The sequence below is a fragment of the Pectobacterium colocasium genome (assembly GCF_020181655.1).
Taxonomy (GTDB): domain Bacteria; phylum Pseudomonadota; class Gammaproteobacteria; order Enterobacterales; family Enterobacteriaceae; genus Pectobacterium; species Pectobacterium colocasium.
The window spans coordinates 4370651-4383190 of sequence record NZ_CP084032.1 but is presented as its reverse complement, the minus strand read 5'-3'; the positions used below and the strand labels follow the sequence as shown (position 1 = coordinate 4383190).

12 protein-coding genes are annotated in these 12540 nt (G+C 53.1%); 7 read left to right on the top strand and 5 right to left on the bottom strand.

Annotated features, from left to right (window positions below; translation table 11 throughout):
* Nucleotides 1-64 precede the first annotated feature (64 nt).
* The 4 genes from kefG to slyD all read left to right on the top strand — a co-directional run bounded on the left by kefG (nt 65) and on the right by slyD (nt 3405).
* Entirely contained in the window at nt 65-616 is a 552-nt protein-coding gene (gene kefG, locus LCF41_RS19850; protein WP_225088234.1) for a glutathione-regulated potassium-efflux system ancillary protein KefG, read from the top strand.
* A gap of 1 nt (nt 617) precedes the next feature.
* Nucleotides 618-2429, top strand: coding sequence for a glutathione-regulated potassium-efflux system protein KefB (kefB, locus tag LCF41_RS19845; RefSeq protein ID WP_225085998.1), 1812 nt, complete (start codon nt 618-620; stop codon nt 2427-2429).
* 76 nt (nt 2430-2505) lie between these two features.
* Entirely contained in the window at nt 2506-2700 is a 195-nt protein-coding gene (locus tag LCF41_RS19840; protein ID WP_225085997.1) for a YheV family putative zinc ribbon protein, read from the top strand.
* Nucleotides 2701-2820: 120 nt separating this feature from the next.
* Nucleotides 2821-3405, top strand: a complete 585-nt coding sequence (gene slyD, locus LCF41_RS19835; protein WP_015841943.1) for a peptidylprolyl isomerase — start codon at nt 2821-2823, stop codon at nt 3403-3405.
* A 96-nt stretch (nt 3406-3501) separates the two neighbouring features.
* Here slyD and LCF41_RS19830 read toward each other — a convergent pair whose 3' ends face one another.
* The gene (locus tag LCF41_RS19830) at nt 3502-3720 is read right to left on the bottom strand and encodes a protein SlyX (RefSeq protein ID WP_015841942.1); all 219 of its coding nucleotides are present in this window, start codon (nt 3718-3720) and stop codon (nt 3502-3504) included.
* Nucleotides 3721-4002: 282 nt separating this feature from the next.
* On the opposite strand from LCF41_RS19830, the gene fkpA reads away from it, so the two are divergent.
* On the top strand, nt 4003-4821 hold the full coding sequence (fkpA, locus tag LCF41_RS19825) for an FKBP-type peptidyl-prolyl cis-trans isomerase (RefSeq protein WP_225085996.1): 819 nt from the start codon (nt 4003-4005) through the stop codon (nt 4819-4821).
* A gap of 181 nt (nt 4822-5002) precedes the next feature.
* Here the strand turns inward: fkpA and pdxR are convergent, their stop codons facing one another.
* The gene (gene pdxR, locus LCF41_RS19820; protein ID WP_225085995.1) at nt 5003-6502 is read right to left on the bottom strand and encodes a MocR-like pyridoxine biosynthesis transcription factor PdxR; all 1500 of its coding nucleotides are present in this window, start codon (nt 6500-6502) and stop codon (nt 5003-5005) included.
* A 103-nt stretch (nt 6503-6605) separates the two neighbouring features.
* On the opposite strand from pdxR, the gene LCF41_RS19815 reads away from it, so the two are divergent.
* Complete coding sequence (locus LCF41_RS19815) at nt 6606-7418, top strand: YggS family pyridoxal phosphate-dependent enzyme (RefSeq protein WP_225085994.1); 813 nt, start codon at nt 6606-6608, stop codon at nt 7416-7418.
* A gap of 32 nt (nt 7419-7450) precedes the next feature.
* Nucleotides 7451-8722, top strand: a complete 1272-nt coding sequence (gene glyA, locus LCF41_RS19810) for a serine hydroxymethyltransferase (protein WP_225085993.1) — start codon at nt 7451-7453, stop codon at nt 8720-8722.
* Between the two features lie 73 nt (nt 8723-8795).
* Here the strand turns inward: glyA and pmrB are convergent, their stop codons facing one another.
* Genes pmrB through eptA form a run of 3 tightly spaced genes read right to left on the bottom strand, consistent with a single transcriptional unit; the run spans nt 8796 to nt 12192 of the window.
* Nucleotides 8796-9884, bottom strand: coding sequence for a two-component system sensor histidine kinase PmrB (gene pmrB / locus LCF41_RS19805; protein ID WP_225085992.1), 1089 nt, complete (start codon nt 9882-9884; stop codon nt 8796-8798).
* Nucleotides 9881-10549 carry a two-component system response regulator PmrA gene (gene pmrA / locus LCF41_RS19800; RefSeq protein WP_225085991.1) on the bottom strand — a complete coding sequence of 223 codons (669 nt, stop codon included), beginning with the start codon at nt 10547-10549 and terminating at the stop codon, nt 9881-9883. Before pmrA ends, pmrB begins: the two co-directional genes overlap by 4 nt.
* Nucleotides 10546-12192 carry a phosphoethanolamine transferase EptA gene (gene eptA, locus LCF41_RS19795; protein ID WP_225085990.1) on the bottom strand — a complete coding sequence of 549 codons (1647 nt, stop codon included), beginning with the start codon at nt 12190-12192 and terminating at the stop codon, nt 10546-10548. Before eptA ends, pmrA begins: the two co-directional genes overlap by 4 nt.
* Nucleotides 12193-12540: the final 348 nt, after the last annotated feature.

Below are 12540 nucleotides of genomic sequence, written 5' to 3'. Positions count from 1 at the left end.
TTTTAGTCGTTGCGCAGCATGGTAACGGAAAACAATTATCATGACGACGCTTTGGAGGGGAATGATGTCGCAGCCACCGAAGATTTTGCTGCTGTATGCCCATCCGGAACCACAGGACTCGGTGGCAAACCGGGTCTTATTGCAACCGGCGCAGCAGTTGGCGAATGTAACCGTGCACGATCTTTACGCACACTATCCTGATTTTTTTATCGATATTCATCATGAACAACAGCTGCTGCGTGAGCATCAGGTCATTGTTTTCCAACATCCATTTTATACCTACAGCTGTCCGGCTTTGCTGAAAGAGTGGCTCGATAGAGTGCTATCCCGCGGTTTTGCCAACGGGATTGGCGGTAATGCGCTGGCGGGGAAATACTGGCGCTCGGTGATTACGACCGGTGAGCCGGAAGATGCCTACCATCCTGACGGGAATAATCGTTACTCGATGGAAGAGTTGCTCCGTCCGTTTGAGCTGACGGCGGCAATGTGCCGTATGCATTGGATGCACCCTATGATTGTTTACTGGGCGCGTCGTTTACAGCCTGATGTGTTATCGAGTCAAGCCAGAGCTTATGGTGAATGGCTAGCCTCCCCTTTACCTGAAGAGGAACGCTAATATGGAGAGTTCTGCGCTACTGACCGCCGGAGTCTTGTTTTTGTTTGTGGCGGTCGTAGCCGTACCAATTGCGGCTCGATTAGGCATTGGTGCCGTATTGGGCTATTTGATCGCCGGGATCGCTATTGGCCCCTGGGGACTCGGCTTTATCCGTGATGTGGACGCTATTCTGCACTTCTCGGAGCTGGGTGTCGTTTTCCTGATGTTCATCATCGGTCTGGAATTGAATCCCTCCAAGCTGTGGACGCTGCGTCGCTCGATCTTTGGCGTTGGCGCGGCTCAGGTTGGCCTGAGTACGCTACTTTTAGGCGGCGCCTTGTATCTGACTGACTTTTCGTGGCAGTCCGCGCTGATTGGTGGCGTCGGACTGGCGATGTCGTCGACGGCTATGGCGCTACAGCTGATGCGCGAAAAGGGCATGAACCGTAGCGAGTCCGGGCAACTGGGGTTCTCTGTCCTGCTGTTTCAGGATCTCGCGGTAATTCCTGCATTGGCGTTGATTCCGATTCTGGCGGGTGTGCAGGGCGATTTCGGGGATTGGGAACGGATTGGTCTGAAGGTCGCTGCGTTTCTCGGTATGTTAATCGGTGGCCGCTATCTGGTGCGTCCGCTGTTCCGCTTTATCGCGGCATCTGGCGTGCGCGAGGTGTTTACTGCCGCCGCGCTGTTGCTGGTGCTTGGCTCGGCGCTGTTTATGGAAACGCTGGGGCTTTCCATGGCGCTAGGGACGTTTATCGCCGGTATTTTGCTGGCGGAAAGCGAGTATAGGCATGAGCTGGAAATTGCCATCGAACCGTTCAAAGGCTTGTTGCTGGGCCTGTTCTTTATCTCGGTGGGGATGGCGCTGAATCTCGGCATCCTCTACACCCACATCGTGAAGATTATGATTGCGGTGATGGTGCTGGTGGCAGTGAAAGCGGCTGTACTCTATTTCCTTGCGCGGGTTAACCGGATGCGCCGCTCCGAGCGCTTGCAGTTTGCCGGCGTGCTGAGTCAGGGCGGCGAATTTGCGTTCGTCCTGTTCTCCGCTGCGGCGTCATTCAACGTCTTGAAAGGCGAACAGCTGCCGCTGTTGCTAGTGACGGTGACCTTATCGATGATGACGACGCCGCTGCTGATGCAGGTGATCGACCGCATTCTGGCGCGTCGTTATAACGTGCAGGATGTACCGGATGAGAAACCGTATGTCGAGGATGACGAGCCACAGGTGATTGTGGTGGGGTTCGGCCGTTTCGGGCAGGTGATCAGCCGTTTGCTCATGGCGAACAAAATGCGGATTACGGTTTTGGAACGTGACATCAGCGCCGTGAGCCTGATGCGCAGCTATGGCTATAAGGTTTACTATGGCGATGCCACCGAGCTGGAACTGCTGCGTTCGGCGGGCGCGGATAAAGCGCGCTCAATCGTGATCACCTGTAATGCGCCGGAAGATACGATGGAGATTGTGCATCTCTGTCAGCAGCATTTTCCGAATCTGGAAATTCTGGCGCGGGCGCGCGGACGTGTTGAAGCTCATGAGCTGTTGCAGACGGGTGTAAGACATTTTTCGCGTGAAACCTTTTCCAGCGCGTTAGAGTTGGGGCGAAAAACGCTGGTGACATTGGGTATGCACCCCCATCAGGCGATGCGTGCGCAACAGCACTTCCGCCGTCTGGATATGCGTATGCTGCGTGAGCTGATGCCGCAGCTGACGGGAGATGTCGCACAAATTTCCCGTGTGAAAGAAGCGCGACGCGAACTGGAGGATATTTTCCAGCGAGAAATGCAGCGTGAGCGTCGTCGGCCTAGTGTGTGGGATGAGGATGACGAGTAAGCACCAATAACGCCTAGTAGAGTAGGTTCTAGATTTCAGAATCTAGATTTTAGGGCGGAGATGAATGGGAGTTATCATGCGTAAACGCTTTATTGCAGGAGCCGTGTGCCCGACGTGTCAGGCGCAGGACACACTGGCAGTTGGACGAGAGGATGACGTTGAGGTGGTGGTGTGCGTGAAGTGCGGATATCGCCAGAGTCAGACTGATGAACCCGTTGCGGCAGCCACGCCGCAGGCTAACGAGATTATCGGGATCTTCCGGCCTGAATGAGGGATGAATGCCGTGATGGCATTGTCGCCAACCGTTGACGTTTTTTGATTCCGGACGGTACATAGGGACATTTTTCAGCTACAATTTGCGCCAGTTTGATTTCCAACGGTAGGAGATATCATGAAAGTAGCAAAAGATCTGGTGGTCAGCCTGGCCTATCAGGTACGTACAGAAGACGGTGTGTTGGTTGATGAGTCTCCGGTGAGCGCGCCGTTGGACTATCTGCATGGTCACGGTTCCCTGATTTCTGGTCTGGAAAAAGCGTTGGAAGGCCGTGAAGCGGGTGAGAAGTTCGATGTGAACATCGGTTCCAACGACGCTTACGGCAACTATGATGAGAATCTGGTTCAGCGCGTACCGAAAGATGTCTTTATGGGCGTTGACGAGTTGCAGGTTGGCATGCGTTTCCTGGCTGAGACCGATCAGGGTCCAGTACCGGTTGAAATCACCGAAGTTGAAGACGACCACGTTGTGGTCGACGGCAACCACATGCTGGCAGGCCAGAACCTGAGCTTCAACGTTGAAGTTGTCGCTATCCGCGAAGCAACGGAAGAAGAGCTGGCGCACGGTCACGTTCACGGTGAGCACGATCATGAGCACGGCGACGGCTGCTGTGGCGGTCATGGCCACGATCACGACCACGACCATGGTCACCAGCACGGTAAAGGCGGCTGCGGCGGCCACGGTGGATGCGGCTGCCACTAATTAGTCGTAGCGCATAAAAACCTCAGGTTGATGATTATCACCTGAGGTTTTTTTATATCTGACTTGTTTTGAGCGCCGATATCACGGGCGCAGATCTCAATAATGCGGCGGCGGCGTTTCTTCCGACTGGGGAGCAACGAGCGACGTTTGCTGGTTGCGAACCCTGTCGGTGAGTAGACGCACGTGTTCGCGCAGGCGGCTAATTTCCCGCTCGTGTTGAATAACCGTTTGGTTAAGCTCTTCTATGGTGACTTCCTGAAAAGCCTGTCGGCTTTCCAGCTGTTCGAGCCGTTCTTCAAGTGCTGATGGTGACATCGGTATTCCCCTTACTTCTTGTTACCCGCGAGTTTGTCAGAAAGCGGAAACTTCTGGTAGTAAAAACGGTCGCAGTAGGGCGCAATGAACCTTCCAAAGTGGGGCATATTGTTGCCAGATGGCCTTAGGACGACACAAATGATGCCGGAAAAGCTTCCTGACGTTTTTTATCAAAGGATTGTCGAGTGCATCGTTGTGTTGTCTTCGTCCGCACAGTTATAGTAGGCGCGAATGTATTTTAATGATGGCTGGGGCGCGTCGCTCCAGATGCTGGAGAAATGGATGAAATCACTGTTTAAAGTAACGCTGTTAGCAACAACGATGGCTCTGGCTCTGAACGCAGGCCAGGTTCTGGCGGCAGACAAGGCGCAGGCGTCTGACAATACTGCGGCAGCAAAATTCAAGAACGATGAGCAGGCAGCGGCTTATGCGTTAGGTGCATCTTTAGGGCGTTATATGGATAATTCCCTGAAAGAACAAGAAAAATTAGGTATTAAGCTGGATAAAGAACAGCTGATTGCCGGCGTGCAGGATGCGTTTGCTGACAAGAGCAAGCTGACTGACGAAGAAATCGAGAAAACGCTGCAAGGTTTTGAAGGCAAAGTAAAAGCTGCCGCTGAAGCCAAAATGAAGCAAGATGCGAAAGATAACGCGGACAAAGGCGCCAAGTATCTTGAGTCCTTCGCGAAAGAAAAAGGCGTGAAGAAAACCGCATCTGGCCTTCTGTATCAGGTTGAGAAAGAAGGTAGCGGCAATGCGCCGAAAGACAGCGATACCGTGGTGGTTAACTACAAAGGTACGCTGGTTGACGGTAGCGAGTTCGATAACTCCTACAAACGTGGCGAGCCGCTTTCTTTCCGTCTGGACGGTGTGATTCCTGGCTGGACCGAAGGCCTGAAACACGTTAAGAAAGGCGGCAAAATCAAGCTGGCTATCCCACCTGCACTGGCCTATGGCGAAAATGGCGTGCCTGGTATCCCGGCTAACTCTACGCTGGTGTTCGACGTTGAACTGCTGGACATTAAATCCGACGCTGATCTGAAAGCAGCGGATGATGCGAAAGCTGAAAAACCAGCAGCAGAAGAAAAAGCCGCTAAATAAGCATCGCGATAACGATGATATAACCGCAGGTTTCGGCCTGCGGTTTTTTTTTTTGCTTTAAGCGATTGTCTGCGGCCTCATCCTTTTTCCCGCAAATGCCTTTTAATGGTGCTTCCCCTCAACCTGATTGATATTTTCCCGTTGGCCGGGACGTCATCACCCATTCACTTTCTGCCACTGTTCATCTGCACAGCGCACGTAGCACCTTCGCTAATACCTTGACGGCAATCTCCAGTTCATGAGGCTCGTGGGCGGCAAACCCCATGAGGAAGCCGGCTTGATGCTGACCCGACGACGCATACAGTGCTGTCAGTCCGAGCAGGTCGATGCCGGCCCGACGTGCAGATTCCACCGCATCGTGTTCAGGGATGTCACGGATGAAGAGGCAGGGCATCTGCATGCCTCCGGCTGGCACCCGCGGTTCCACGAAGTCAGCCAGATGATGGCGCACCAGCCGTGCCAGCTCATCGCGGCGTTCTGCATAAACGGCGCGCATTGTGCGTACATAGGCACCGAAGTGTCCCCCCTCGATAAAACGGGCCAGCGTGAGCTGTGGAATGGGGGCACTGTGTCCATCCATCAGAGTACGAGCCACGGTCATCGGGGCAACCAACTGCGGCGGCAGAACCATGTAACCGATGCGCAGGCCGGGAAACAGCGATTTGGTGAAGGTGCCGATGTAGATGGTTCGATCGTGCGGGTCGAGCCCCTGTACACAGGCGGTAGGTTTGCCCGCATAGTGGAACTCGCTGTCGTAGTCGTCTTCAATAATCCAGCTCTGGTGCTGCCAGGCCCATTCGATAACGGCCAGACGCCGATCCAGCGCCAGCGTGGCTCCGGTTGGAAACTGGTGTGAGGGCGTCAGGAACACCGCTTTAGCGGGCGTATTATTCGCATGACTTGCCTCAAGCAGGTGTTCGACCTGCAAACCATCGGCATCTAATGGGATGGGCACGCACGCGAGTCCGGCCGCCTCGAATGCCTTGCGTGCGCCGTGGTACACGGGATCTTCAAGGCAGATCCGATCGCCTGCATCCAGCAGGACATTCGCGCACAGGGTTAGCGCTTGCTGGGAACTGGTTAGTACCAATACGCGATCGGGCGTGGCGCGAGCGCCCCGTTCGAGATTGACATAATCTGCGATGGCGCGCCTCAGCGCTTCCATGCCCTGCGGCGGGCTGTGTAACAGCGCCCGTGTGCCATATTCTTTTAGCACCTGCCTCTCCAGCCGTTCCCACGTCTGGAGGGGAAAACTGCGTGTTTCCGGCACGCCGGGCGCGAACGCGCGCGGGATGATGAAATCACGTACCCCACCATTCTGGAACATGGCGCTACCGCGTTGGCTGAGGCGTAGTTCTGCTTTGCTGTCTCCCGTTTTCCGCGCTTTACCGCGCCCCGGTAGACGCTTTGCCCGTTCTGACACGAAGCTGCCACTGCCAACGCGACGTTCAATAAATCCTTCCGCGTGCAGCTGGCTGTAAGCCGATTCGACCGTATCGCGCGACACTCCCAGTGATGTCGCCAGCGCGCGTGAGGCGGGTAAGGATTTGCCCACATCAAGAGCGCCATCGAGGATTAATTGGCGAATCGCCCGCTGGATGCGGGCGTGCAGGGGGAGGGCACCTTGCGCAGGATCGCTAATCCAGGCTTTGACTGATTCAAGCTGGGCGTGTTTGAACAATTGGTCTGCCTCTTGTCATAAAAATGGTGGGGAACATCCGGCTATTTTAAGTCTATAAATGCGTTTCACAATCCATTCATTCTCTTCGTCAGGAGTTAAGCTGATGCCGCTCTCTTCCGCTACACCGACTCGCCACGACAGGCACGGTCGCTATCCCGAAGCCGCCACGGTTGAAGATTTCCAGTTCAATCTGGCGGCGGTTCAGGCTCGCATCGAAGCGGCTTGTCATCGCGTTGGCCGCGATCCCGCCATGGTGCGATTGCTGCCTGTCAGCAAGACCAAACCTGAAAGCCGCCTGCGTATGGCGTATAGGGCAGGTTGTCGGGTATTGGGCGAGAACAAAGTGCAGGAAGCGTACGGTAAATGGGAATCTATGCAGGATTTAACCGATTTACAGTGGTCGGTCATTGGGCACCTGCAAACTAACAAGGCTAAGCTGGTGGCACGTTTTGCTACCGAGTTTCAGGCGTTGGACAGCCTGCGGTTGGCTGAAGCGCTGGATCGTCGTTTGCAGGTTGAAGGACGTTCGCTGGATGTTTTCGTGCAGGTAAATACCTCCGGTGAAGCCAGCAAATACGGCCTGCCTCCTGAGGATGTTCCGACTTTTATTCAGGCGCTTCCCGCCTTCTCTGCGCTACGTGTGCGTGGGTTTATGACGTTGGCGCTGTTCTCCAGCGAAGCCGAACGCGTACGTCAGTGTTTTATACGGTTGCGTCAGTTGCGCGATCGGTTGCAGCAAAATCTCCCTGTCGGCATTGAACTGGATGAATTATCCATGGGCATGTCCGGCGATTTCGAAATAGCCATTGAGGAAGGCGCTACCGTGGTACGCGTCGGTCAGGCAATCTTTGGCGCCCGTCCGTTACCGGATAGCTACTACTGGCCTGACGAACCCCTCACAGAATCACTCGATTAAAAAACCAATGACGAACGTATAGGACGATGCCCATGTATGACGCTTCTCTTACCCTCACCGACTTCGACCCGGAACTGGCCGACGCCATCCGGCATGAAGAACAGCGGCAGGAAACCCACATTGAACTCATCGCCTCAGAGAACTATGCCAGCCCGCTGGTGATGGCGATCCAGAACTCTGTGTTCACCAACAAATATGCGGAAGGCTACCCTGATAAACGCTACTACAGCGGCTGTGAATATGTCGACGTGGCCGAACGTTTGGCTATCGAGCGGGCCAAAGCGCTGTTTGACTGCGATTATGCTAACGTCCAGCCCCATGCTGGCGCTCAGGCTAATGCGGCCGTGTTTCTGGCGTTGACGAATCCGGGTGATACCGTGATGGGCATGAATCTCGCTCAGGGCGGGCATCTGACCCATGGTAACCCCTCCAACTTTTCTGGTCGCCACTACAACATCGTCCCTTATGGATTAAACCCCGATACGGGGCTGATCGACTACGATGAAATGGAGCGTATTGCGTTGGAAACCCGGCCAAGGATGTTAATTGGCGGGTTCTCCGCCTATTCTCGTCACAAAGATTGGGCGCGTATGCGCGCGATTGCTGACAAGGTGGGCGCTATCTTCTGGGTGGACATGGCTCATGTCGCGGGGTTGGTCGCAGCCGGAGAGTACCCGAACCCGCTCCCTCATGCGCACGTCGTCACCAGTACAACCCATAAAACGCTGCGTGGCCCGCGCGGTGGGATTATTTTAGCCAAAGGGCAGAGTGAGGAATTCTACAAAAAGCTTAACTCCGCCGTGTTCCCCGGTATTCAGGGCGGTCCGTTGATGCACGTTATCGCAGCCAAAGCGGTGGCATTCAAGGAAGCGTTGCGTCCCGAATTCACGGTTTATCAACGCCAGGTCGTGGCCAACGCTCGTGCCATGGCTCGCGTCCTCCAACTGCGCGGCTACAAGATTGTCTCTGATGGTACCGACAACCATTTAATGCTGATCGATCTGTCCGCCAGACCCTACACCGGTAAGGATGCCGATGCTGCCCTGAGCGAGGCTTACATCACGACAAACAAGAACTCGGTGCCTAACGACCCGCGTTCCCCCTTTGTGACCTCAGGTCTGCGCATTGGAACGCCAGCCGTGACGACGCGCGGTTTTGGTGTGGTGGAATGCGAACAACTGGCGGGATGGTTATGTGACGTGCTGGATGGGCTGGGCGACGGAAATGACGCATTAACGGCAGTACGCGATCGTGTGCGTCAGCAGGTCGTGGCGCTGTGCCGACGTTATCCGGTGTACCAATAAGGCAGGCGAGGTTGTTGCACAGGGATGTGCCGTCCAACCTTAAAGAAATGTGTGCTACCGCTTATATTGTCGTTCAGACGGCGTCTGGGGATTCGTCAGGGATGGTAAGCACCACGCGGGCGAGGGTGCCGGAACCTTGCGGTCGATTACTCAGGAAAAACTGCCCATCGTGCAATTGAGCAATGCGTGTCACGATACTCAGTCCGAGGCCGATACCGCCATAGCGGCTGTCCATGCGGACAAATGCCTTGCTCAGCTCACCAACCTTGCTTTCATCAATACCCGGACCTTCATCTTCGACCTGCAATTCAAGATGTTGCAATGTTTTCAGACTCACGGTGATCTGGCTGGCTTCCGGGCTATAACGGTAGGCATTTTCTACCAGATTGCGTAACAGTAGCTGAAGGAGGGTGGCATCACCGCGAATGACGGTATCGTCTTGGGGTAAGGTCAACCTCAATGTCTGCTGGCGCTTTTGCAGCATCTCAGTCAGTTCATCCTGCATGGGAAAAATGACGTCTCTCAGTAATGCAACATTCTGGTGATGGCCTGCTGAAAAATCTTGTCCTGCACGGGCGAGTAACAACAACTGCTCGACAGTTTTCACCATTTTATCAATGCGTTTGATAAGGGCGCTGGCGTCAATCTGATGCTGCTGTTGGTATAATTCGAGATGTAACCGAATACCGGATAACGGGGTGCGTAATTCATGTGCGACATCCGCAGTAAATTGCCTGTCGCGTTTCAACGTTTCGTCCAGACGTTGAAAAAGCTGGTTGATACTGTGTGTGACGGCCGCGATCTCTTTTATGTCACTCTGTTGTGGTAAGGGTTCCAGATTTTCGGCGGTGCGCTCCTGTAATTCTTCCTGCAAACGGGAAAGTGGACGAGTGATCCAATTGACCGCCTGAACACACATGAGCAATGTCAGTATAACCATCACCAGACTTGGAACACTCAACGAGGCAATTGCCTCATTAATTTCTTGATCGATCTGTATGTTCTGGGCGCTGGCGCTGAGCGATTTATCGACTAGCAGGTTGATCTGCTCTTCGCTTTCGTGCCAGAGCCAAAATACGCTAATCATTTGGCAAACCAGTAAAATACCACCCAGTGCCAGCACTAAACGCAGACGCATGCTGATGACGGCATCGTCTTTCATGGTTGTTCACCTTTAGTCAGCAGATAGCCAAAGCCTCGTAGGGTTCGGATACGGTCTTTCCCGATTTTTTGCCGCAGGTTATGGATATGCACTTCCAGAGAGTTAGAAGACGGGTCATCGCTCCAGGAGTAAATATCCTGATGCAGAACTTCTCGATGCACCTGAGAGCCTGCTTTTAGTACCAAACGAGACAGTATCGCGAATTCTTTTGGTGTCAGCACGACAGGCTTGCCGTCGACCAAAACCTGCTGATTGTTTAAATCTAGCGTGATGTTGTCAACCTGTATCAAGCTGTTGCTTGAGCCTTGGTTGCGTCGAATCAGCGCGCGTACACGCGCCTGTAATTCCGTCAATGCGAACGGTTTAGCAAGATAATCGTCTGCGCCCACATCCAGCCCATTAACGCGATCGTCGACGTTATCCCGTGCCGTTAAGATGAGCACGGGATGTTGGTAATCGTTTTTACGCCAGCGAGTGAGCAAAGTAAGACCATCTTCGTCAGGTAAACCCAAATCGAGAATAACAAGACTGTAGTGTGCGCTGCTGATGAGCGCATCTGCTTCTTTGGCTGTGCCTGCGCAATCGCAGGCATAACCTTCGTGACTCAATGCCAGTAATAATCCTTCCTGCAACAGCTTATCGTCTTCAACAATCAATAGTTTCATGTTGCCTTGTCCCTGCACGGCTGGAGGATATCGAGCTGAAGCTGATATTCTTTCGTGGCGATAGTAAACATCCCCAGTATGGTATGGAAAAGATTATCTTGCGAATACGCCTGCTGTTTCGCGTTCTGGCGCAGACAGGTGTCCTGAATGGCCTGTTGTTGCTGGTAACCCGGCGATAACCACATCAGCATTGGCACGTGCGTTTGCTGCTGCGGCGCAATAGAGTAGGGCATGCTGTGCAGGTAGATACCGTTTTCTCCTAATGATTCGCCGTGGTCGGACAGGTAAACCAGTGAGGTATTAAATTTATCCTGATGCTGTTTCAATAAATTGATCGCTTTATCCACAACAAAATCGACATACAGGATCGTATTGTCATACGTGTTGGTCAGCGCTTCCTGCGTACAGGTTTGAATCTGGTTGGTATCACACGTTGGGGTAAATTTCTTAAAGGCATCAGGGTAGCGCTGGTAATAGCTCGGGCCGTGGCTACCTATCGTATGTAATACGATAATCCCGTCATTATCGAGCTTATTAATATAGTCTTCGACGCCGTGAAATAACGCTTCATCATGGCATTCGCCGTTGGTGCATAGTTCCGGCAGCTTCAGCGATGTCACATCAACGGTTGGCACACGCGTACAGGCATCTTTGCAGCCGCCGTCATTTTCCTGCCAGAGTACGTTAACCTTTGCCCGTTGTAATATATCCAGCAGCCCTTCCTGATGGCTCGCTAAGTCACCGTTAAAGCTTTGGCGTGGCATGTTGGAGAACATGCAGGGAACAGAGACGCCCGTTGAGGTACCGCACGATGAGGTGTTTTCAAAATAAACCACATTGTCTTTTGCCAGCAGCGGATTCGTTTCTTTCTCGTAGCCGCCCAGCGAAAAGTTTTGTGCCCGGGATGTCTCTCCCACGACCAGAATAACCAGGTTCTTTTTTGCCGTCGGGGACGGTGACGACACTTTGTGAGCATCCAGGCCGATTTGCTCCAGGGGTAAATTAGCCAGCGCGCTGTGTTTATGGTAGGACAAGCTGGCTGCCACAATGTTGCTGGGCGTAATCGCTTTTACCAGCTCTTTGTTATTACGCATGAACGAGGCGTAATCTTTATAAAAGAAGGCCGCGACAGATAAAATGGCGAATAACGAAATAATAACGCTAAGAAAGCGCATGCCAATATAGAGCGTTGTCGGCTTAGCGGGTTTTATTTTTATCCAGATGGCGAGTGCGGCAGGAATGACGCCAATGAAGAATACCCACGTGACAAGCTGTGGCGTAAGCAGTGAAAAAGATTCGCTGGCCGTTGTCTCCAGAATATTCTGGATCATGGTGCGGTCAATGATAATGCCGTAGTTCAACATGAAGTACTGCGCGGCGGCGCCGCTCAGCAGGAAGAAAACAATCACGGCCTTACGCAGATAAGGTACTGCCAGAAGAGTGAAAATAATATTCAGCACCGCGAAGATCACGACGGGCATGCTGAGAAAGAAAGGAATATTGATCCAGTCTGTCATGTCCAGCAGTTGCAGCGTCTGACGATAGTAAGCGATGTTCTGAACCAGAGTAATAAAGGCAGAAAAAATCAGTACGAACGTGATGCTGCTCAGGTGTGGTCTGCCCATCGGTATTCGTTTTTTCATATACGTCTCTCGTGATTTCCATGAGTGAGAGGAAAGAAGACGCAGACTCTAGCGGGATTAAATTAATACAACCTTAAGAGGTAGCCCGTTAAATTCAGGGACGCGAGAGTGGACATTTGCTAGACTATGTCCCTTGTCAATACAAAATAAAGATACCCGTAATACTTCAAGCTGCTTGTGCGTTGGCCGCCCTGACTCACCCCAGTCACTTACCTGAGTAAGCCCCGGGGATTTGTGCGGTTGCTGCGTTACAAGGCCATGAATCGGCCTTGCCCTAAAGGGTCAACGCAGAGCGTTGTTCAAAACGCTAACGTTTTGTCACGCAACTCGAATTATTGTGGGGATAAT